Source organism: Streptomyces sp. NPDC050560, assembly GCF_044457285.1.
In the GTDB taxonomy this organism is placed as follows: domain Bacteria; phylum Actinomycetota; class Actinomycetes; order Streptomycetales; family Streptomycetaceae; genus Streptomyces.
In genome coordinates this window covers 410,692-431,572 of sequence record NZ_JBITGT010000005.1, presented here as the reverse complement: position 1 = coordinate 431,572, position 20,881 = coordinate 410,692, and the positions used below count along the sequence as shown (strand labels likewise).

The 20,881-nt window shown below is 72.2% G+C and carries 22 protein-coding genes; 13 read left to right on the top strand and 9 right to left on the bottom strand.

The features are described from left to right. Positions 1-101 precede the first annotated feature (101 nt). From ACIBIW_RS14115 to ACIBIW_RS14095, 5 genes are all read left to right on the top strand, one after another. The gene (locus ACIBIW_RS14115; RefSeq protein WP_399335583.1) at positions 102-278 is read left to right on the top strand and encodes a DUF6104 family protein; all 177 of its coding nucleotides are present in this window, start codon (positions 102-104) and stop codon (positions 276-278) included. Between the two features lie 352 nt (positions 279-630). Further along, on the top strand, positions 631-1,635 hold the full coding sequence (locus ACIBIW_RS14110; protein WP_399335581.1) for a DUF4097 family beta strand repeat-containing protein: 1,005 nt from the start codon (positions 631-633) through the stop codon (positions 1,633-1,635). A 1-nt stretch (position 1,636) separates the two neighbouring features. Then, a complete protein-coding gene (locus tag ACIBIW_RS14105; RefSeq protein ID WP_399335579.1) occupies positions 1,637-2,845 on the top strand; it encodes a helix-turn-helix transcriptional regulator in 1,209 nt (402 codons plus the stop codon). A gap of 106 nt (positions 2,846-2,951) precedes the next feature. Next, positions 2,952-3,161, top strand: coding sequence for a helix-turn-helix domain-containing protein (locus tag ACIBIW_RS14100; RefSeq protein ID WP_399335577.1), 210 nt, complete (start codon positions 2,952-2,954; stop codon positions 3,159-3,161). Beyond that, a complete protein-coding gene (locus ACIBIW_RS14095) occupies positions 3,161-3,748 on the top strand; it encodes a Clp protease N-terminal domain-containing protein (RefSeq protein ID WP_399335575.1) in 588 nt (195 codons plus the stop codon). Before ACIBIW_RS14100 ends, ACIBIW_RS14095 begins: the two co-directional genes overlap by 1 nt. A 304-nt stretch (positions 3,749-4,052) precedes the next feature. Here the strand turns inward: ACIBIW_RS14095 and ACIBIW_RS14090 are convergent, their stop codons facing one another. Continuing rightward, a complete protein-coding gene (locus ACIBIW_RS14090) occupies positions 4,053-5,015 on the bottom strand; it encodes a zinc-binding dehydrogenase (RefSeq protein ID WP_399335574.1) in 963 nt (320 codons plus the stop codon). A 360-nt stretch (positions 5,016-5,375) separates the two neighbouring features. Continuing rightward, positions 5,376-6,641 carry an NADP-dependent malic enzyme gene (locus ACIBIW_RS14085; protein WP_399335572.1) on the bottom strand — a complete coding sequence of 422 codons (1,266 nt, stop codon included), beginning with the start codon at positions 6,639-6,641 and terminating at the stop codon, positions 5,376-5,378. Positions 6,642-7,271: 630 nt separating this feature from the next. Here ACIBIW_RS14085 and ACIBIW_RS14080 point away from each other — a divergent pair. The 3 genes from ACIBIW_RS14080 to ACIBIW_RS14070 all read left to right on the top strand — a co-directional run bounded on the left by ACIBIW_RS14080 (position 7,272) and on the right by ACIBIW_RS14070 (position 10,161). Further along, positions 7,272-8,279, top strand: coding sequence for an ABC transporter substrate-binding protein (locus tag ACIBIW_RS14080; RefSeq protein WP_399335570.1), 1,008 nt, complete (start codon positions 7,272-7,274; stop codon positions 8,277-8,279). Between the two features lie 125 nt (positions 8,280-8,404). Then, complete coding sequence (locus ACIBIW_RS14075) at positions 8,405-9,352, top strand: amino acid ABC transporter permease (protein ID WP_399335859.1); 948 nt, start codon at positions 8,405-8,407, stop codon at positions 9,350-9,352. Beyond that, complete coding sequence (locus ACIBIW_RS14070; protein ID WP_399335568.1) at positions 9,349-10,161, top strand: amino acid ABC transporter ATP-binding protein; 813 nt, start codon at positions 9,349-9,351, stop codon at positions 10,159-10,161. Before ACIBIW_RS14075 ends, ACIBIW_RS14070 begins: the two co-directional genes overlap by 4 nt. Before the next feature lie 151 nt (positions 10,162-10,312). On the opposite strand, the gene ACIBIW_RS14065 is transcribed toward ACIBIW_RS14070, so the two are convergent. Continuing rightward, positions 10,313-11,158 (bottom strand): sigma-70 family RNA polymerase sigma factor, encoded by an 846-nt coding sequence (locus tag ACIBIW_RS14065; protein WP_399335566.1) that lies wholly within the window; start codon positions 11,156-11,158, stop codon positions 10,313-10,315. 152 nt (positions 11,159-11,310) lie between these two features. Here ACIBIW_RS14065 and ACIBIW_RS14060 point away from each other — a divergent pair, with 152 nt between their 5' ends. Next, positions 11,311-11,661, top strand: a complete 351-nt coding sequence (locus ACIBIW_RS14060; RefSeq protein WP_399335564.1) for a DoxX family protein — start codon at positions 11,311-11,313, stop codon at positions 11,659-11,661. Between the two features lie 230 nt (positions 11,662-11,891). Here ACIBIW_RS14060 and ACIBIW_RS14055 read toward each other — a convergent pair whose 3' ends face one another. Continuing rightward, positions 11,892-12,653, bottom strand: a complete 762-nt coding sequence (locus ACIBIW_RS14055) for a class I SAM-dependent methyltransferase (protein ID WP_399335857.1) — start codon at positions 12,651-12,653, stop codon at positions 11,892-11,894. A 113-nt stretch (positions 12,654-12,766) separates the two neighbouring features. Between ACIBIW_RS14055 and ACIBIW_RS14050 the strand changes: the two genes are divergently transcribed. Next, positions 12,767-13,396 carry a CGNR zinc finger domain-containing protein gene (locus ACIBIW_RS14050; protein WP_399335562.1) on the top strand — a complete coding sequence of 210 codons (630 nt, stop codon included), beginning with the start codon at positions 12,767-12,769 and terminating at the stop codon, positions 13,394-13,396. Here the strand turns inward: ACIBIW_RS14050 and sodX are convergent. Beyond that, on the bottom strand, positions 13,300-13,731 hold the full coding sequence (sodX, locus tag ACIBIW_RS14045; protein ID WP_399335560.1) for a nickel-type superoxide dismutase maturation protease: 432 nt from the start codon (positions 13,729-13,731) through the stop codon (positions 13,300-13,302). The two genes, ACIBIW_RS14050 and sodX, sit on opposite strands and share 97 nt — an antisense overlap. 153 nt (positions 13,732-13,884) lie before the next feature. Here sodX and sodN point away from each other — a divergent pair, with 153 nt between their 5' ends. Then, complete coding sequence (sodN, locus tag ACIBIW_RS14040) at positions 13,885-14,280, top strand: superoxide dismutase, Ni (RefSeq protein WP_399335558.1); 396 nt, start codon at positions 13,885-13,887, stop codon at positions 14,278-14,280. A 140-nt stretch (positions 14,281-14,420) separates the two neighbouring features. Here the strand turns inward: sodN and ACIBIW_RS14035 are convergent, their stop codons facing one another. The 3 genes from ACIBIW_RS14035 to ACIBIW_RS14025 form a co-directional block, all read right to left on the bottom strand. Next, a complete protein-coding gene (locus tag ACIBIW_RS14035) occupies positions 14,421-15,347 on the bottom strand; it encodes a GNAT family N-acetyltransferase (protein WP_399335556.1) in 927 nt (308 codons plus the stop codon). Between the two features lie 127 nt (positions 15,348-15,474). Continuing rightward, on the bottom strand, positions 15,475-16,584 hold the full coding sequence (locus ACIBIW_RS14030) for a family 2 encapsulin nanocompartment cargo protein polyprenyl transferase (RefSeq protein ID WP_399335554.1): 1,110 nt from the start codon (positions 16,582-16,584) through the stop codon (positions 15,475-15,477). Positions 16,585-16,625: 41 nt separating this feature from the next. Further along, on the bottom strand, positions 16,626-18,032 hold the full coding sequence (locus ACIBIW_RS14025; protein WP_399335552.1) for a family 2B encapsulin nanocompartment shell protein: 1,407 nt from the start codon (positions 18,030-18,032) through the stop codon (positions 16,626-16,628). Between the two features lie 328 nt (positions 18,033-18,360). On the opposite strand from ACIBIW_RS14025, the gene ACIBIW_RS14020 reads away from it, so the two are divergent. Beyond that, positions 18,361-18,591, top strand: coding sequence for a hypothetical protein (locus tag ACIBIW_RS14020; RefSeq protein WP_399335550.1), 231 nt, complete (start codon positions 18,361-18,363; stop codon positions 18,589-18,591). 74 nt (positions 18,592-18,665) lie between these two features. On the opposite strand, the gene ACIBIW_RS14015 is transcribed toward ACIBIW_RS14020, so the two are convergent. Next, on the bottom strand, positions 18,666-20,276 hold the full coding sequence (locus tag ACIBIW_RS14015; RefSeq protein WP_399335548.1) for a Na+/H+ antiporter: 1,611 nt from the start codon (positions 20,274-20,276) through the stop codon (positions 18,666-18,668). A 199-nt stretch (positions 20,277-20,475) separates the two neighbouring features. On the opposite strand from ACIBIW_RS14015, the gene ACIBIW_RS14010 reads away from it, so the two are divergent. Continuing rightward, the gene (locus ACIBIW_RS14010; RefSeq protein WP_399335546.1) at positions 20,476-20,736 is read left to right on the top strand and encodes a UBP-type zinc finger domain-containing protein; all 261 of its coding nucleotides are present in this window, start codon (positions 20,476-20,478) and stop codon (positions 20,734-20,736) included. The last annotated feature ends 145 nt before the right edge of the window (positions 20,737-20,881 follow it).

Here is a 20,881-nt window from a genome sequence, read left to right as displayed (position 1 = left end):
ACGGGGAACGAACCCGGCGCGGGACCGCGACACATCCGTGACGCCCGGCGGCCACGGCCGCATAACCTGAAGGGTCCGTACCTTCGCATCAGGAGCAAGTGTTGTACTTCACCGACCGAGGCATCGAGGAACTGGATCGGCGGCGCGGCGAGGAGGAGATCACTTTCGAGTGGCTCGCAGAACAACTGCGCGCCTTCGTCGACCTCAACCCCGACTTCGAGATCCCGGTGGAACGTTTGGCGACGTGGCTGGCGCGGTTGGATGATGAGGAGGAGTGAGGAGTGGGGGGCCTCCCCCCCCTTTTTTAGGCTCGTTCGCCTCCGGGCCCGCTGAGTCGGTGTTCCGGGCCACCCGTGCTCACTCCGTTCCTTCGTCACTGCGCTCCGCGCGGGCGACCCGGAACACCGACGGGGCCCTTCGGCTCACTCGCCCTGCGAGGCGCCCTGCGAACAGCACTGCGTTGGGATTTCCCTGCGCCACAGCAGGCACGAAACCCTCGGGCTACCGGGAGTACAGGATTGGGGCGACCCGGGATGTTTGGGGTACCGGGGTTGACGTCATCGGGCCACGATATATCGTGAGTACCCAGAGACGCGATATGGCGCGTCCTTGGGTAGGGAGGCCCGGGCGATGTCCGAGTGGTCTGTCACAGAGCCACGCAAGTTCACCTTCGACGCACCGGTCGAGACGCTTCACGTCCGTATCGCGAACGGTGCGGTGAACGTGGTCGGCGTCGAGGAGGGGCCCGCCCGGCTTCAGGTGTCCGAGATCCATGGGCCGCCGCTCACCGTCTCCGAGAGCGGCGGCGCGCTCACGGTCGCGTACGGGGACCTGTCGTGGCGCGGGCTGCTCGGCTGGCTCGATCCGCTCGGCTGGCGGCGGCGCTCCGCCGTGGTGTCGCTCGCGGTGCCGGCCTGCACCCTGGTGGAGGTGGGCGTGGTCGAGGCGGGCGCCGTGGTCTCGGGGATCGAGGGCCGGGCCGAGGTGCGTGGCGTCAGCGGTGACATCACGCTGGTCGGCTGCTCGGGGGCGGTGTCCGCGGAGACGGTCTCCGGCGGGGTGGAGGCCCAGGGGCTCTCGGGGGACCTCCGCTTCAAGTCGGTGTCGGGCGATCTGACGGTGGTGGACGGCTCGGGGACGTCCGTGAAGGCGGACTCGGTGAGCGGTTCGATGATCGTGGACCTGACCGCCGACGCCACCGAGGAGTCGGGCGGGGCCACCCGGGTCGCGCTCGCCAGCGTCTCGGGGGAGATCGCGATCCGCCTCCCGCACCCCGCCAACACCGAGGTCGAGGCGAACACCACCGGCGGCACCGTCTCCAACGCCTTCGAGGACCTGCGGGTCAGCGGGCAGTGGGGCACCAAGAAGATCACCGGCAGGCTCGGCTCAGGCAAGGGCAGGCTGAAGGCCACCACGGTCTCGGGCTCCATCGCCCTGCTGCGCCGCCCGCCCGAGGAGGACGCCGGGCCGCGGCCCGCGCCGCCCGAGCCGCCCGAGCCGGGTGACACCCCGGGCGGCGGGCCCGGGGACGGGCCGGGTGACGCGCCGCGGGACGCCCCGGTGGGTCCAGGCGGCCCGCCACGGGGGCCCGAGGACGCGCACGCCGATGTACCGACCGACGGAAAGGTGCTCTGACATGGCCCCCGTCTTCGCCCATGGGCGCCTCAGGCTCTACCTGCTGAAGCTCCTCGACGAGGCGCCGCGGCACGGCTACGAGGTGATCCGGCTGCTTGAGGAGCGCTTCCAGGGCCTGTACGCGCCCTCGGCGGGCACCGTCTATCCCCGTCTGGCCAAGCTGGAGGCCGAGGGCCTGGTGACGCACACCACCGAGGGCGGCCGCAAGGTGTACTCGATCACCGACGCGGGCCGTGAGGAACTGGCAGGCCGCAGCGGGGAGCTGGCCGATCTGGAGCTGGAGATCCGGGAGTCGGTGGCCGAGCTGGCCGCCGAGATCAGGGACGACGTCAAGGGCGCGGCGGGCGATCTGCGCCGGGAGATGCGCGCCGCGGCCTCGGAGGCCCGGCAGGAGCCGGGCGGCCACGGCGGGAGGCGGTCGGCCGGGGGGCGCGGGGACTTCACCGGGGGCGACCCCGGCGGCTTCGGTGACCGGGAGGCGTGGCGCAACGCCCGCGAGGAGCTGCGGCGGCTGCGTCAGGAGTGGAAGGACCAGGCGCGGCGGGCCAAGGACGAGTCACGGCGCGCGAAGGACGAGTCGCGCCGGGCGCGCGACGAGGCGCAGCGGGCCAGGAGGCAGGCGCGGGAGGCCCAGGAGTGGGCGAGGAACCAGGCGCAGCGGGAGTTCGAGCGGGTCGCCGAGCAGGTGAAGGACCGGGTGGCGGCGCACTTCGCGCGGGGCGACTGGCCCACCGGGGTGCGTGAGGGCATGGCGGAGCTGGCCAAGGAGTTCGGCGACCTCTCCAGCCTCGGGCACTTCGGCAAGGGCGGCGGGCCCGGCGACTTCGCCGCCTTCGGCGGCTTCGCGGTCGACGACGTCGACGACAGGGAGAGCGACGCGGGCGACACGGGGGACGGCGGCGGCAGCGGTACGGGGCCGGGGCGCGGGGCGCCGGGGCCCTGGGACAAGGTACCCGCCGACGCCCTGCGGGACGCCGCCGCGGAAGGCCACGAACCGGAGTGGGCGCACGGGGACTTCGGGGATTCGACGGGGGAGCCCGCGCGCGACCTCGACCGGCTGCTCGACCGCTTCCGTGACGACATCCGCGATGTGGCCAGGGACAACGGCGTCGACGAGGCCCAGCTCCGTGCCGCCCGCCGCCACCTCTCCACCGCCGCGGCCCGTATCGCGGCCCTGCTGAGCACCCCCCGCGCGGGGGGCGGGGGGTGACAACCGGGCGCGTGGCGGCGCCCGTTGGGCGCGCGGAGAGGGGCGCCGCCCCCCTCGGGGTCAACTCTGGTTGACGGCGGGGGGTCGGTCAACCTACATTGACACCATGACCGAAGCCACGGATCTCGCACGGGCCGCCGGGGACCGCGATCCCCGCGTCGGCCTGCGCGCCGTCACCGCCCTGCGCCGTCTGCTGGAGCAGTTGGAGTCCGTACAGGTCCGCAGCGCCCGGCAGCAGGGGTGGTCCTGGCAGGAGATCGCCGACCAGCTCGGCGTGAGCAAACAGGCCGTCCACAAGAAGTACGGGAGGCATTGATGTTCGAGCGGTTCACCAAGGAGGCCGGCGCGATCGTCAAGGCCGCCGTCGCCCGGGCCCTGAAGACGGACGGCGGGGGCGTCACGCCGGAACACCTGCTGCTCGCCGTGCTCGACGAACGGCACGGGCCCACCGCGGACGTGCTCGCCCGGCTCGGCGCCGCGGAGCGCAGGGAGTCCATGGCGCGGGCCGTCGAGGAGTCGCGGCGCAGGGCCGGGCTCTCCCAGGCCGACACGGAGGCGCTGGCGGAACTGGGCATCGACGTCGCGGAGATCGTCGCCCGCGTCGAGGAGACCCACGGGGTGGGGGCCCTCAGCTCCCCGGGTGACGGCTTCCACTTCCGCCGCGGCGATACGCCCCGCGGGCCGAGGAGCCACCGCCACGTCTCGTTCTCCAGGGGCGCCAAGGAGACCCTGGGCAAGAGCCTGCGGATCGCGGCGGCCAGGAAGGAGAGGCGCATCGGCGCCGAGCACATCCTGCTCGCCCTGCTGGTGCGCCCCGGGATCGCCGCCGAGGTGATGGCCGACCACGGGGTCACGTACACCGCGGTGGAACGGCTCCTGCCCGCCTCGGCCGAGGCCCGCTGACCGGCGGTCCTGGACGGAACCGGGGGGCGACGTGTACTGGGCGACATGGAGACTTTCCGTACTGGGCCCCCGGGTGCGGCGCGCGGCACCGCCCGCCGCCGACCCCCGCGCCAGGCCCCGGACCGGCGGGCGGCCCCCGTCGGACGAGGGGGCACCGTGCCCGCCGGGGGGCGGCGGTGAGAGCGCGCCCGTCGAGGGCGAGAGCGGTCGGCAGGACCGCCCGCACACCCGTCAGTTGCTCGTCGGCGGCCCCGGGTGACGGCATCCGGGGCCGCTGGTCGGGCGGTCCTGGCGGTCCTGGCGGTCAGACAGTGAGCACGATCTTGCCGAACTGGTCGCCGCGCTCCATCAGTTCGAAGCCCTCGCGGGCCCGGTCGAGCGGCAGCGTGCGGTCGATGACGGGGCGTACGCCCTTGGCGGCGCAGAAGGCGAGCAGGTCCTCCAGCTCGTCCTTGGCGCCCATGGTGGAGCCGACCACCTTGAGTTCGAGGAAGAAGATCCGGTTCAGCTCGCCGCGCGCGGGGCTGTCGCCCGAGGTCGCGCCGCAGATGACGAGGGTGCCGCCGGGCCGCAGCGACTTCAGGGAGTGCGACCAGGTGGCCGCGCCGACGGTCTCGATCACGGCGTCCACCCGGTGCGGCAGCCGCGCGCCGCTCTCCAGCGCCTCCACGGCGCCGAGTTCCACGGCGCGCCTGCGCTTCGCCTCGTCCCTGCTGGTGGCGTAGACCCGCAGACCGGCGGCGCTGCCCAGCACGATCGCGGCGGTGGCGACCCCGCCGCCCGCGCCCTGGACGAGCACCGAGTCGCCGGGGCGCACGCCCGCGTTGGTGAAGAGCATGCGGTACGCGGTCAGCCAGGCAGTGGGCAGACAGGCCGCCTCCTCGAAGGACAGCCCTGCGGGCTTCGGGAGCAGGTTCCAGGTGGGCACGGTGACCCGTTCGGCGAAGGTGCCCTGGTAGCGCTCGGTGAGGATGGAGCGGGGCTCGTCGGGGCCGACGCCGTGGCCCGACTGGCCGATGACGGAGTGGAGGACGACCTCGTTGCCGTCCTCGTCCACGCCCGCGGCGTCACAGCCGAGGATCATCGGGAGCCGCGCGTCGGGGAGTCCGACCCCGCGCAGCGACCAGATGTCGTGGTGGTTGAGCGAGGCGGCCTTGACCGTGACGGTCGTCCACCCGTCACGCGGCCCAGGGGCGGGCCGCTCGCCCACCTCCAGCGCGCTGAGAGGATCGGTCGAATCGGTACGGGCGGCGTATGCAGCGAACATGAGCCGACCCTAGGCGCTCCACGGGCCCCCGTCTGCTCCACGGCGACGGGGCCCCGGGACGACACCCGACGCCTCCGCACCGGGCTACACCCGGCTCCCCACAGTCCCGGACCTGCTTTCAGCGAGACCGGGACAGGTCTTCAGACAAGCCCGGGCTGGGTTTCAGACGGGCGCAGGCTTGATTTCAGACCTGCCTGTGAGGGGTTCCAGACAGGCCCGGGACGGGTTTCAGAGGTGCGAGGGGGCCGCGCCCCCCTCGGTGCTCCGGACCACCGTGATCGGGTGGGCGGGTGGGCACGCAGCCCAGGACGCCAGCCCCCTCCCACCCGCACCCAGAATCCACGCCCCGAAGGACAGGACTCAGGCGCGAGCCACCCCCTCCGCACGCGCAGCCACCGCCACCGCCTCCGTCACCGCAGGCGCCACCCGCTCATCGAACGGCGACGGAATGACGTAGTCAGGCTTGAGATCGTCGCCGACCACCCCCGCCAGCGCCTCCGCCGCCGCGATCTTCATCGCCTCGGTGATCCGGGAGGCCCGCACCCGCAGCGCGCCCGCGAAGATGCCGGGGAAGGCGAGCACGTTGTTGATCTGGTTCGGGAAGTCGGAGCGCCCGGTCGCCACCACGGAGGCATAGCGGTGCGCGATGTCGGGGTGGACCTCGGGGTCCGGGTTGGCCATCGCGAAGACGTACGCGCCGTCCGCCATCGACGCCACCGCGGGCTCCGGCACCGTACCGCCGGAGACGCCGATGAAGACGTCGGCTCCGGCGAGCGCCGCCTCCAGGCTGCCGCTGAGCCCGGCCCTGTTGGTGATCCTCGCCAGCTCCCGCTTGACCGGGGTCAGGTCGTCGCGGTCCTCGCTGACGACGCCCTTGCGGTCGGTCACCGAGACGTCGCCGACGCCCGCTTCGAGCAGGAACTTGGCGATGGCGACACCGGCCGCACCGGCGCCGGAGATCACGGCGCGCAGGTCGGCGAGGGAGCGGCCGGTCAGCCGGGCCGCGTTGCGCAGCGCGGCGAGCGTGACCACGGCGGTGCCGTGCTGGTCGTCGTGGAAGACCGGGATGTCGAGGCGCTCCTGGAGCCTGCGCTCGATCTCGAAGCAGCGCGGCGCCGCGATGTCCTCCAGGTTGATCCCGCCGAACGAGGGCGCGAGCCTGGCCACGGTGTCGACGATCTCGTCGGTGTCCGTGGTGTCGAGGGCGATCGGCACCGCGTCCACGCCGCCGAACTGCTTGAAGAGGATCGCCTTGCCCTCCATGACGGGCAGCGACGCCTCGGGCCCGATGTCACCGAGTCCGAGGACCGCGGTGCCGTCCGTGACGACGGCGACGACCCCGGACTTCCAGGTGTAGTCGTGGACGAGCGCGGGCTTCTCCGCGATGGCGCTGCACACCGCGGCGACCCCGGGCGTGTACGCGAGCGACAGGTCGTCCCTGTCGTTGACCGGGACCGTGGCCCGCACCGCGAGCTTGCCGCCGCGGTGCAGGGCGAACGCCGGGTGGAGCGGCTCGTCGCCGTCCGTCGCGGTCCCCGCGCCGACGCCCTGCGCCGGGGGTGTCCGCTGCGCCGTGGCGCCGTCGCTCTCCGTGTCGCTGCGAGGATTGACGATCTCCGCTGCCACTGTGTCGTACCCCTTAGGTCTGCGTGATGGAGGGTGACCGCTCCTGATTGAGGAGCGGGCGGGCACCGCGTACGCGCTCGGCCGGTTCTGGTCGGTGAACCGCCTGCGCGTCACGCGACGGGCGCGCCGCACGCGCGCCCTGAGCCCCGGATGAGGGGTGTGAGGCACCTTCTTACCGGACGCACGGTGTCGTGGACGAGTCCGGCAGCGATCGGTGACGTGTCTCATAGCCGAATATGGCGAAGATTTCACATGGGTCGCCGCCAAATCACAGTTGGGGGACGAAACCTGAACAAGCCATGGCCAACTGATGGGCAAGTCATGGCCGGCACATGAACCGGACCGGACCTTCACGCTCCACGGGGCCAGCGAAATCGGAAGGCGTCGATCCGTTTGTGGCCGAAGATTCTGCGGTAGCGAGGGACGGGGCCCGCAGATGATCCGGCCCCGAACGACCGTCCTGTCCCGCTTCAGCGGGTCACCTGTTATCCGATTTTGACATGGGGGCGCCCCTGCACGGTCTTGTCCGGATGGCAAGATGCCCTAATCACACAGGGGCCCGACATCCGCAGGTGTGTGCCGCCCGCCCCGCTCACGGCAACTCCCTCACCCCGCCGGAGGAACACCACCATGACCGCACGCTCCACCCGTCGCACGACCCGCGCCGGTGCCGCGGCGTCCAGCACCCACGGACGCCTCGCGAGGTCGCGGTTCGCCGCAGTGGGCACCATCGCGGTCGCAGGCACCCTGCTGCTTGCCGGTTGCGGTGACCAGACGAAGGACAAGGGCGACAGCTCCGACGGCGGCAAGAGCAAGAGCGCGGCCGGCTCCTCCTCCCTCGCGGACAAGCTGCCGGGAGAGATCCGCAGCGCCGGTGTCATCAAGGTCGGCTCCGACATCGCGTACGCGCCCGTCGAGTTCAAGGACAAGTCCGGCGCGACCGCGGGCATCGACCCCGACCTCGCCGCGGCACTCGGCAAGAAGCTCGGGGTGCGGTTCGATTTCGAGAACGGCACCTTCGACACCCTCATCACCGGTCTCCGCTCCAAGCGGTACGACATCGCGATGTCCGCGATGACCGACACCAAGGAGCGCCAGCAGGGCATCGACCCCGACACCGGCAAGAAGGTCGGCGAGGGCGTCGACTTCATCGACTACTTCAACGCGGGTGTCTCCATCTACACGCCCAAGGGCAAGACCCAGGGCATCACCGACTGGCCCGACCTGTGCGGCAAGAAGATCGTCGTCCAGCGCGGCACCGTCTCGCACGACCTCGCCAAGGACCAGGCGAAGAAGTGCCCGGCGGGCAAGAAGCTCTCCATCGAGGCGTTCGACGACGACCAGCAGGCCCAGACCAGGCTGCGCTCCGGCGGCGCCGACGCCGGCTCGTCCGACTTCCCCGTCGCCGCGTACGCGGTGAAGACCGCGGGCGGCGGCAACGACTTCGAACTCGTCGGCGACCAGGTCCAGGCGGCGCCGTACGGCATCGCGGTGGCCAAGGGCAACGACCAACTGCGGGACGCGCTCAAGGCCGCGCTCGACGCCGTCATCAAGGACGGCGAGTACGGCAAGATCATCCAGAAGTGGGGCGTCGGCGCCGGCTCCGTGAAGCAGGCCACCGTCAACGGCGGCAAGTGACCCTGCGCCGGTCCCCCGCCGCGGCGTCCCGTCCGTGCGGACGGCGCCCGCGGCGGGGGGACCGGCGGCCGCAGACTCCGTCACGAGCCCGTTGAAAGGCAACTTCCGTGTCCAAAGACACCGATATGGCGGACAAGGCGGGCGGCGCCGCCGAAGGCGCCGACCCGGCCGCCGCGACCGCGGCACCGCCCGAGGCGATCAGGGCCGTCCCGGTACGGCACTACGGGCGCTACGTCGCCGCGCTGGTCGCGATAGCCGTCCTGGTCGCGATCGTCTACGCGTTCTCCCAAGGCAAGATCAACTGGGGCGCGGTGCCCGACTACTTCTTCGACCACCGCATTCTCAAGGGCGTCGGCCAGACCCTGCTGCTGACTGTGCTGTCGATGCTGATCGGCGTCGTCGGGGGCATCCTGCTCGCGGTGATGCGCCTCTCGCGCAACCCGGTGACGTCGTCGATCGCCTGGTTCTACATCTGGTTCTTCCGCGGCACCCCGGTGCTCGTACAGCTCATGGTCTGGTTCAACCTGGGCCTGGTCTTCCAGTACATCAACCTGGGGCCGATCTACAAGGACTACTGGTCCTCCTTCATGACGCCGTTCCTGACGGCGCTGCTCGGCTTCGGCCTCAACGAGGCCGCGTACATGGCGGAGATCTGCCGGGCCGGGCTGCTGTCGGTGGACGAGGGCCAGACGGAGGCGTCGCACGCGCTGGGCATGAGCCAGGCCAAGACCCTGCGCCGCATCGTGATCCCGCAGGCGATGCGGGTGATCGTGCCGCCGACGGGCAACGAGGTCATCAACATGCTGAAGACGACCTCCCTGGTGTCGGCGGTGCAGTACTACGAACTGCTGCGGTACGCACAGGACATCGGGCAGACCTCGGGCGCGCCGGTGGAGATGCTGTTCCTCGCCGCGGCCTGGTACCTGATCATGACGTCGATCCTGAGCGTGGGCCAGTACTACATCGAGCGGTACTACGCGCGTGGTTCGAGCCGGATGCTGCCGCCCACCCCGTGGCAGCGGGTGCGGGGGAACCTGCTCTCGTTCGGCCGTCCGAAGGGAGCACTGGGATGACCGGGAAGCAGCAGGACCTGCGGAAGGCGCCGCGGGACGCCGCGGGCGGCACGCCGATGGTGCGGGCCGAGGGCGTCCACAAGTCGTTCGGCGGCCTCCACGTGCTCCAGGGCATCGACCTGGAGGTCGCGGCGGGCGAGGTGTTCTGCCTGATCGGCCCCTCCGGGTCCGGCAAGTCGACGTTCCTGCGCTGCATCAACCACCTGGAGAAGATCAACGCCGGGCGCCTCTACGTCGACGGCGAACTGGTCGGCTACCGGCAGCAGGGCGACAAGCTCCACGAGCTGCGCGACCACGAGGTGGCACGCAACAGGCGCGACATCGGCATGGTGTTCCAGCGGTTCAACCTCTTCCCGCACATGACCGCGGTGGAGAACATCATGGAGGCCCCGACGCAGGTCAAGGGCGTACCGAAGGCGGAGGCCAGGCAGCGCGCCGGGGAACTGCTGGAACGGGTCGGCCTCGCGGACAAGGCCGACAGCTACCCCTCCCAGCTCTCCGGCGGCCAGCAGCAGCGGGTGGCGATCGCGCGGGCGCTGGCGATGGACCCGAAGCTGATGCTCTTCGACGAGCCGACGTCGGCACTCGACCCCGAGCTGGTCGGCGACGTGCTCGATGTGATGCGGGACCTGGCCCAGAGCGGCATGACGATGATCGTCGTCACCCATGAGATGGGCTTCGCCCGTGAGGTGGGCGACTCCCTCGTCTTCATGGACGGCGGCGTGGTCGTCGAGTCCGGCACCCCACGCGACGTACTGACCTCCCCACAGCACGAGCGGACGAAGTCCTTCCTGTCCAAGGTCCTGTAGCTCGGGGGGAGGAAGCTACGGGCCGGTACGTATCCCCCGCGTACTGAAAACCGCATGCGGGGGGGCAACGCCGGTTCGCGGGGGCGCAGCGCTCGGTGTGCTTCCGTGTACCGGGCCCTGGGCCCCGGGGTGCCGGGGGCTCTCCCGCGGGTCAGGACGTCGCGGACAGGGCGGCGCCGAGGTCGCCGGGGCGACTGATGTCGATGCGGGCGACGCGTCGGTCCCGGGTGGTGACGGTGATGACCGCGAGCGGATGGCCGCCGGGGGCGATGACGCTGACCGGCCGGCCGTCGACGAGCAGCGGCGCGCCGACGCGGATGCGGTCGGCGAACAGCGTCGTCTCGCGGGCGACGGCATCGGCGCCGGTGATCGCCTCCGGCGTACCGGGCGGGAGGAGCGTGGCGTCGGCGACGCGCACGCAGTCGTCGGTCATCAGGGCGACCATCCGGCCGATGTCGCCCCCGGCGGCCGCGTCGAGGAAGGCTTCCACGACGGCATGGTCGACGGTGGCGGCCGTCGACGCGGGCCGGGCCCCGGCGAGGCTTCTGCGTGCCCGGCTGGCGTGCTTCTTGGCGCTGTCCGCGCTGGTGCCGAGGGCCTGCGCCACCTCGCGGAACGGGACGTCGAACAGGTCGTGCAGGACGTACGCGACGCGCTGGGCGGGCGTGAGCAGGCCGAGGACGACCATCAGTGCGCGGGAGATGTTCTCGCGCCGGAGGTAGCGCTCGTCCGCGGCGACGGTCTCGGCGGGGAGCAGGTCCGCGAGCAGGGGCTCCTCGCGGCGGCGGTGCCGCGTGCGTAGCTGGTCGAGACAGACCCGGGTGAGCACGGTCGTCAGCCACGCGGCCGGGTTGCGGAGGCCGTCGGTGTCCGCGGCGGACGCCTTGAGCCAGGTGCTCTGGACCGCGTCCTCCGCGTCGTGGACGGACCCGAGCAGCCGGAACGCCAGCGCCGTCAGTCGCGGCCGCGCCGCTTCGAACTCCGTGATCGGCACCACCAGGTGTCACCTTTCCGAGGCGGCAGACGTCGGGACGGACGAGACCGCCAATCTCCCACCCGACAACCCTCGTAACGGAGACACCCGCCGATGAGCATACAGAAAGCCCGATTCCCCCTCACACACGAACAAATAGCGAGGAGGCGCCCGGCATGACCACCACCGCCTTGCTCGTCGCCACGATCGTGTGTATCGCGGCCAACGCCTCCATCGCCGTCGCCGACTACGCAGGGGCGGGCTTCGTACGGAAGAACTCGGCCGAGGTACACGTCCCCGAAAGCGCCCTCCCTTACCTCGCGACCCTGAAACTGGCCGGGGCGGCAGGGCTGGTGGTCGGCCTGACCGCGTGGCGTTGGGCGGGCCTCGCCGCCGGCATCGGCCTGACCCTCTTCTTCACCACCGCCGTAGCCACCCACCTGCGCACCCACGTCCTCCACAACATCGCTTTCCCGACCCTGTACCTACTCCTCGCCCTCACGGCAACCACGTACATGACCACCTGACGGGACTACCCCGGACCGGCACTCAGGCCGGTCCGGCGGTCTGAGGACGACCGCCGAGCGACGAAGCCTGTCCGGCGTTTGAGGACGAGCGTCCAGCGACAAAGCCCGTCCGGCGCCTGAGGACAAGCACTCAGCAACAAAGCCCGTCCGGCGCCTGAGGACAAGCGTCCAGCGAAGAAGCCCGTCCGGCGTTTGAGGACGAGCGTTCGGCGACGGAGGCCACTCCGCCCTCACCTCAACCCGAGTACCACCGCATCGGACGGCGACCGCCAAACCCCCCGCGCCTCCGCGAACCCCGCCCCCCGCAGGGCCCGCACATGCCACCCCTCGGGCAACGACTCCCCGTCCGCATGCTCCCCGTAGATCTCGAACCGCTCCGCCGTCGCCTCGGCGAGCGCCGGCTCCGCCGCGGCCCGGGCCCACCACTCGCTCCAGTCCGCCACGCCCGCCGCCCGCGCCCTGTCCATCCGGGCGTGCCGGTACGCGGACTCCGCGGCGTCGACACGCGGCGTGTCCTCGCCCGGCATATGGTCCGCGTTCATGAAGACGCCGCCCTCGCGCACGAGCCCCGCCAACTGCCCGTACAGGACCGTCAGGGGCTCACGGTGCATCCAGTGCAGCGCGGTGGCGGTGAGCACGGCGTCGTACGTGCCCTGCGGCAGCCGCTCGGGCCAGTCGGGCTCCTTGAGGTCGGCCCGTACGAACGAGACCCTGGGGTCGTCCGCGAACGTACCGCGCGCGATGGCCAGGAGCGCCGGGTCGAGGTCGACGCCCACGGCGGCGGCCCCGGGGAAGCGGCGCAGCAGCCTGGCCGTGATGCTCCCCGTGCCGCAGGCCAGGTCGAGCACCCGGGGCGCCGGGCCGACCAGGGCCTCGACCATGTCGAGCATGACCGTGAAGCGCTCCTCACGGTCCGGCATGTACCACTCCTGCTGCCGGTCCCAGCTACGCTGCCACGTCTCCCAGTCGGTTCCCGCCGTCGTCTCCGCCATCATCGCCTCCGACCCGTCGTACGCTCGGACCATGCCGTAAGCCCCGTATAGCTACGGCGTCCATTACTCGCACCCGCCCACGTACCATAAAGCGCCCCTGGTAAGGACTACAAGTGGAACTCGACCGTTACTCGGATTTCGCCGTGCGCCTGGTCAACAGCGAGGAGCCGGACCGCGGCACGGACTCGCTGACATCGGTGGCCGCGGTGCGCGAGCTGTTCGGCGAGAACAACTCGGCGGCCCGCCGTGCCACGGACGCCGACGTGACCCGGTTCCGCTCGGTACGGGCGCGGCTGCGCACGGTGTTCGAGGCCGCCGACGCCGGGGACGCCACGCTCGCCGTGGACCTGCTCAACTCACTGCTGCTGGAGTTCCCGGTGAGCCCCCAGATCTCCGGGCACGACTTCCTGGACGACGAGGGCCACCCGCGCTGGCACATGCACCTGGCCGACCACCCGTCGAACGCGACCGCCGGCTACGCCGCCATCGCCGCGATGGGGCTCGCGTTCCACCTCACGGAGCACGGCGCAGAACGCCTCGGCCTCTGCCAGGCCACGCCCTGCCGCAACGCCTATCTGGACACCTCCACGAACCGCTCGCGGCGCTACTGCTCCGACCGCTGCGCGACCCGGGCGAACGTGGCCGCCTACCGGGCCCGCAAGCGTCTGGGCGCGAGCCGGTCGGAGAGCACGGGCCGCACCGCGGACAGCGCCCAGGAGAGCGCACCGGCGAGCGGGCGCTGACCCGGCCGGGTGGTACGCGGCCGGAAGCGGGCGAGGACCACGCCGAGCACCAGGTCCTCGGGCACCGCCCCGTACACGGTGCTGTCGGCGCCCGCGCCCGGATTGTCGGCCAGCACCCACCAGCCCCCCTCGCGCAGCCCGACGGCACGCTTGACGATCAGCAGGTTCTGCTGGAGCGGGTGGCGCAGCACCACGACATGCCCGGGGCGCACCCTGGCCCCGTAACGGACGAGCACCCGGTCCCCCTGGTACAGCGTCGGGACCATGGAGGGCCCCTCCACTTCCGCGACCCCGAACAGCGCCCGGACCTCCTGGCCTTCCGCTGTCTCCGGCATCAGCAAACCTCCCGGTCCGATCCCTCGCCCATCCTCACCATGCCCAGTTTCACCCTGGACTTTTGTCCTAAGCCCACCGGGGCACTCGGGAAAACGTCTCCCGCACGGAGTAATCTCCCACCTGAGAAGACGATCACGAGGAAGGACAGCTCAATGCTCTCCCGCCTGTTTGCCCCCAGGGTCAAGGTCAGCGCCCACTGCGACCTGCCCTGCGGCGTCTACGACCCCGCCCAGGCCCGCATCGAGGCGGAGTCGGTCAAGGCCATCCAGGAAAAGATGGCCGGAAACGACGACGCGCACTTCCAGGCGCGCGCCACCGTCATCAAGGAGCAGCGCGCCGAACTGGCGAAGCACCACGTCTCGGTGCTCTGGAGCGACTACTTCAAGCCCCCGCACTTCGAGAAGTACCCGGAGCTGCACCAGCTCGTCAACGACACCCTGAAGGCCCTCTCCACCGCGAAGGGCTCGACGGACCCCGCCACCGGTCAGAAGGCGCTGGACTACATCGCCCAGATCGACAAGATCTTCTGGGAGACCAAGAAGGCGTAACGCCCTCACGGTTCTTCCGGGCCGCGGCCTCTCCTGTGTGTCGCGGCGTCCGTGCTTCCCGCACCCGGCCCCCCGGTTTCCGCCCCCGTGGCGGTGCCGGGGGCCGGGTGCGGTGGTGTGTGGGGAGACTGGTCAGGGGGTCAGGGGCGCCAGTCGGGGAAGGGGACGGTGTCGTGGACGGCGGACACCGGGAGGGGGCCGTAGATATGAGGGAACGTCTCCGCAGCGTCCGGCTCCGGGGGTTCCTCGCGGACCGGGGCGGTCAGGCCCGACGGGTCGATGACGAGGACCACCAGGTCGGCCGGGTCCGTGTCGGTGTAGAGGAAGTCCGCGACGCGGCGCAGTTGGTGCGGCCTTGAGCAGTGGATGAAGCCGACCTCGGCCAGGGTCCTGCCGCGGGTGGAGCGGGTGTAGGTGCCCGTGGTGCGGGCGGCCTCCCAGTGGGCACGCTCGGCGAGGTGCAGCAGCGGGGCCGCGGGGCGCGGCTCGCGCCACATGGGCCACATCCGGGGGCCGTCGGGCAGGTCGACGGTGTGGGCGGCGGGGGTGAAGCCGTGGCGTGCGTAGAGGTCGCGGCTGCGGGCGCTGCTGGCCTCCAGGTAGGCGGGGGTGCCGCGGCGGTCGCAGTCGGCGAGGACGGCGGCGATGAGGCGGGAGCCCAGACCGGCGCCGCGGCTGGCGGCGTCCACGCCGATCATCTGGAGGTAGACATGGGCGCGGTCGTGCGGGTGCCTGGCGCCGGTCAGCGCGCCGATGGTCTCGATGCGCTCGTTGCCCGGGTCCACCCGGGATCTGACCAGGGCGGGGCCCTCGGCGGCGCCGGTGGCGCGGCCCCTCGGCACCGACAGCCAGAGCGCCGCCGCGCGCGCGTCCTCGGTGACGTCGATCCAGCCGCCGTCGAGGGCGATGTCGAAGAACACGCCCATCAGGGCGCGGTGGTGGCGCGGGCGCCGCGCCTCGTCGGGGAAGATCCAGCCGCTCACCGGGTCGTCGGCGAGCGCGCGGTCGAGCAGCGCGCTGACGGTGTCCCGGTCCGCTCCCGACGCCCTGCGTACCGCCACGGCCATGACACGTCCCCTCGTCCGCCCCACCCGTCGGCCGCAGCCTAACCCGCGCCCGTGGCCCGGGCGCGGACCTGGACCCGGGCCACGGGGGCTGTGTGGACCGGGCCCAGGGATCGGGGGTGACGCGCCGTCACACGGTGCGGCGCGTCACGTACTCCGCGAGGGCGAGCAGTTCCCCGGCGTCGGGCGGCCGGGGGACCGCGGCGGACAGGTGGTGCAGGGCGCGCGCCATACGGTCGGCGGCCTGGACCTGCGCCCAGTCGCGCCCGCCGGCCCGCTCCAGGGCGTCCACCGTGCGCTCCAGGTCGCCCGCCCCGGGCGGGGTGGCGTAGAGCGCGGCCAGTTCTGCGGCGGCCGGGGTGCCCGCGGCGAGGGCGGCGACCACCGGCAGGGACTTCTTGCGGGCCGTCAGGTCCGCCCCTGCGGGCTTGCCGGTGCGCCGTGGGTCGCCCCAGATGCCGATGACGTCGTCGATGAGCTGGAACGCGAGACCGGCCTCGCGCCCGAACGCGTCGAGCGCCGCCACCTCCTCGTCGCCCGCGCCCGCGTAGAGCGCGCCGACGGCGCAGGCGCAGCCGAGCAGCGCCCCGGTCTTGGCCTCGGCCATGGCCAGGCACTCGTCGAGCGTCACCTCCTGCGGCCTCCGGCCTTCGAGTGCGGTGTCCGCCTGCTGTCCCTCGCACAGCTCCACCACGCAGGCGGCGAGCCGGGCGGCGGCGCGGGCCGACGCCGGGTGCGGGTCCTCGGCGAGCAGCCGCTGCGCGAGCGCCTGGAGCGCGTCGCCCGCGAGGATCGCGTCCGTGGTGCCGAACACCGTCCAGGCCGTGGGGCGGTGGCGGCGGGTGGTGTCACGGTCCATCACGTCGTCGTGGAGCAGGGTGAAGTTGTGCGTCAGCTCCACCGCAGCGGCGGCCCGTGCCGCGCCCGGCGCGTGCCCGCCGAGCGCCCTGGTCGCGGCGAGGACGAGGGCGGGCCTGATGGCCTTGCCGGTGTGCCCCTGGCCCGTGCCCCCGCCGCCGGGCGGATGGGCGTCCCGCCAGCCGAAGTGGTGCAGCGCCACCCGGCGCATCGCCTCCGGGAGGGAACCGACCGCGGCGCGCAGCGCGGGCCCGACGGCGGCACGCGCCGCCTGGAGGATCGCCTCGGCGTCGCCGCCGCAGTCCCTGCCCCCGCTGCCCCTGTTGTCCCCGTCGTCCGGGCTGTCGGGGCGGTCCCCGCCGCCCGGCCGGGGCCGTGTCACCGCCCCGTCGGACGGGGACACGGCGTCCCGGGAGGGTGTTGTCACTGCCAGCGGCCGATCTCGACGTTCTCCAGGACGCCGAGGGCGTCGGGGACCAGGACGGCCGCCGAGTAGTAGGTCGTCACCAGGTAGGAGATGATCGCCTGGTCGCTGATGCCCATGAAGCGGACGGAGAGGCTGGGCTCGACCTCGTCGGGCAGCCCGGTCGCGTGGAGCCCGACGACGCCCTGCTCGCTCTCGCCGGTACGCATGCAGATGATCGAGGTGGTGCGGGTGTCGCTGACGGGGATCTTGTTGCACGGGAAGATCGGCACCCCGCGCCAGGTGGGGATGCGGTTGCCGCCCATGTCGATGCTCTCGGGGACCAGCCCGCGCTTGTTGCACTCGCGGCCGAAGGCGGCGATCGCCTTCGGGTGGGCGAGGAACAGCTTGGAGCCGCGCCTGCGGCTGAGCAGTTCGTCCAGGTCGTCGGGGCTCGGCACGCCGTTGTGCGGCTGGATGCGCTGGTCGTACTCGCAGTTGTTGAGCAGGCCGAACTGGCGGTTGTTGATCAGCTCGTCCTCCTGGCGCTCCTTCAGCGCCTCGACGGTCAGCCGCAACTGCTGCTCGGTCTGGTTCATCGGCTGGTTGTAGAGGTCGGCGACCCGGGTGTGGACGCGCAGCACGGTCTGGGCGACGCTCAGCTCGTACTCCCTGGGCGCGGCCTCGTAGTCGACGAAGGTGGTGGGGAGGGCGGCCTCGCCGATATGGCCGGCGGAGAGGTCGATGGCCTTCTCGCCGTACTTGTTCGACCGCTGCTCTGGCACCGCGCCCAGGCTGCGCAGGTGGTCGCGGAGGCTGTCCGAGCGCTCGGCCAACTGCTCGAACTCCCGGCGCGGCAGGGAGAGCACGGTGCAGGTGGTGACGGCGCGCGCCGTGTACTCCCAGACGGCGTCCGGGTCGGTGAGGGCCTGCTCGCCGAAGTAGGCGCCGTCGGCGAGGACACCGAGCACCGCGTCGTCGCCGTAGGGTCCTGTGCCGACCTTCTCGACCTTGCCGTGCGCGAGGAGGTGGACCTCCCGGGTGGGGCTGCCGAGGGAGGCCACCACGTCGCCCGGGGTGAACTCGCGCTGCTGGCAGCGCTCCGCGAGCTGGGCAAGCACCTCGTGGTCGTCGAAGTCGCGGAGGGCGGGCAGCTCGCCCAGCTCCGCCGGTACGACCTGGACCCGGTCGCCCGTCTTGACGAAGGTGACCCGGCCGTCACCGACGGCGAAGCTGAGCCTGCGGTTGACCCGGTATGTGCCGCCCTGCACGTTCACCCACGGCAGCATGTGCAGCAGCCAGCGCGAGCTGATCTCCTGCATCTGCGGCACGGTCTTGGTGGTCGTGGCCAGATTCCGCGCCGCCGAGGTGCTGAGGCTCTGCTGGGGCCCCGGCTCCTGCGTGCGGATCTCTTCGCCTACCGACATTGGAATTGCCCTCCCGATCTTGCAGTGACTGCACCGCTCAGCCTTCCAGCACGGTGCGTGGCGACGCCATTACACGAATGAGGGGGAATGAACGGTGGGGTACGGGGCACATGGGCACGCATGTTGCAGGCAGGCGGCGGCGTACGGCCGCGGGCGGCGTCCCCCATCGCGGCCCGGGGCCGGAGAACGTGCCGGGAACAGGCCCGGAACCGGGAACAGCGCACCGCCGCCGGGCTCGCCGTGGGTGTCCCGTGTGCGAAGGTTGTACTGACGGCGGTGCCACCCAGGGCGGCGCCCCACGCACCCGTCTTCCGACAGGAGAACCGTCATGGCAGGCTTTCTCGACCGCGCGCGGGAACAGGCGCAGCGCGGCATCAACCAGGGCAAGCAGCGCCTCGACGAGGTGCAGGCCCAGCGCGCGGGCAACGACCTGCTGAAGAAGCTGGGCGCCGCCTACTACGCGGAGCGGCGCGGCAACGGCACTCCTGAGGAGACCCAGCGGGCCCTCTCCGCGCTGGAGAGCCACATCGCGGCGAACGGCGACTCGTTCCTGCACTGACCGCACGGGGCCGCGCGAGTAAGGCGCACGCGTGCCTGCCCGCGCGCCCGCCCGGGGGCGCGGGCAGGGCCCGGTCAGCGGTGGCCCGGGTCGTCCGCCTCGCGGTAGGCCGCCGCCTCCTCCAGGTCGAGGCGGCGCAGCAGGGTACGCAGCATCTCGTCGTCGATGTAACGGGCGTCGCGCAGGCGCACGAAGACCGAGCGCTCGGTCTCGATCATCGTGCGGGCCAGGCGGCGGTAGGTGTCGTCGGCGCTCTCGCCGGTGGACGGGTTGACCGAGCCGAGGCGCTCCCACACGGCGTTGCGGCGGCGTTCGAGGACGGTGCGCAGCCGGTCGGCCAGGGGCTCAGGCAGGGTGTTGCGCTCGTCGTCGAGTAGCTGCGCCAGGCGCTCCTCCGCCGCGGTCGACGCCTGGGCCTGCGCCTGGGCCTCGGCGAGCGTCATCTCCCGCTCGTCGCGCGGCGGCAGCTTCAGCCACCTGATCAGCGCGGGCAGGGTGAGGCCCTGGAGGACGAGGGTGCCGATGACGGTGGTGAACGTCAGGAACAGCACCAGGTTGCGCGCGGGGAAGTCGGCGCCGTCGTGCAGGGTGAGCGGGATGGAGAAGGCGATCGCGAGCGACACCACACCGCGCATCCCCGCCCAGCCGATGACCAGCGGCCCCTTCCAGGTCGGGTCGGGCTCCCGCTCCCTGATCCTGCGGGAGAACGCGCGCGGCAGGAACGTCGCCGGGTACACCCACACGAAGCGCGCCGCGACGACCACGACGAACACCCCCACCGCGTACCCGAGCGCCTCGCCCACCCCGTAGGGCCCGAGCCCTTCGAGCACGACGGGCAGTTGGAGCCCGATGAGCGCGAAGACGGCGGTCTCCAGCAGGAACGCCACCATCCGCCACACCGCGTCCTCCTGGAGGCGGGTGGCGAAGTCGACCTGCCAGGCGCGGTGGCCCAGGTAGAGCGCCACGACGACCACGGCGAGCACCCCGGAGGCGCCCAACTGCTCGGCGACGCCGTAGGCGACGAAGGGGATGAGCAGCGACAGGGTGTTCTGGAGCAGCGCCTCGGTGAGGTGGGTGCGCAGCCAGTGCAGCGGCACCATCAGCACGAGGCCGACGCCGACCCCGCCGAAGGCGGCGAGCAGGAACTCGCCGAAGCCGTCGGCCCACCCCGCGCCCTCCCCGACGACGGCGGCGAGCGCCACCTTGTAGGCGGTGATGGCGGTGGCGTCGTTCACCAGTGACTCGCCCTGGAGGATCGTGGTGATCTTGGCGGGCAGCCCCACCCTGCGGGCGACCGCGGTGGCCGCGACGGCGTCGGGGGGCGCCACCACGGCGCCGAGCACCAGCGCCGCGGTCAGGGGCAGGTCGGGCACGAGCAGATACGCGACCCAGCCCACCGCGAACGTCGCGAAGAGCACGTAGCCGACGGAGAGCAGCGCGATGGGGCGCGCGTGCGCGCGCAGCCCGAGGTAAGAGCTGTCGGTGGCGGCGGTGTACAGCAGCGGGGGCAGCAGCAGCGGCAGCACCACATGGGGGTCGAGGGTGTAGTGCGGGACGCCGGGCAGGTAGGAGACGGCGAGCCCGACGGTGACGAGCAGCAGCGGCGCGGGGACGTGGGTGCGCTGCGCGGCCCCGGCGATGGCGGCGCCGCAGGCCACGAGCAGCAGCAGGGGCAGGGCGTCCATGGCTGCGGCGTCTCCTTCCGCGGGTGCGCGGGACGGTGGTCCCGGGGGACGCGCGCTCGGCGCGGCGGTCGCTGGTCAGGCATCGTAACCTGGCCAGCGTCGGCACCGTCCGTGCCGGGCGCGCTCGCGGGCGGGGCCGGCCCGGCGCCGTCGCCGCGACGTGTGCCGCGACCGTGTCAGCCGACCCAGGGAGGCCCCGATGAAGGAGTGCTCACACCTCGCCGCCGCGCCGGCCGGGGAGCCGGAGCCGCTGAGCGGTACATGCCTCGAATGCGAGGCGGCGGGCACCCAGTACGTGCAGCTCAGGCTCTGTCTTGCCTGCGGTTACGTCGGCTGCTGCGACTCCTCGCCACTGAAGCACGCGAGCGCGCACTTCACCGAGTCGGGGCACCCGGTGGTGCGCTCGTTCGAACCGGGCGAGAACTGGCGATGGTGCTATGTCGACAACGTGCTTGTCTGAGACGGCTCTCCCACGTGTGGCAACGGCTCCGACATGGGCGGGGACGGTTCGGAGGACCGGCGTATGGGTACGTCAACCCGGCGCATGGTGTTCGCAATTGATATCGGCGACCCCCTAGCCACGGAGCGTACTCAAGTGTTTACTA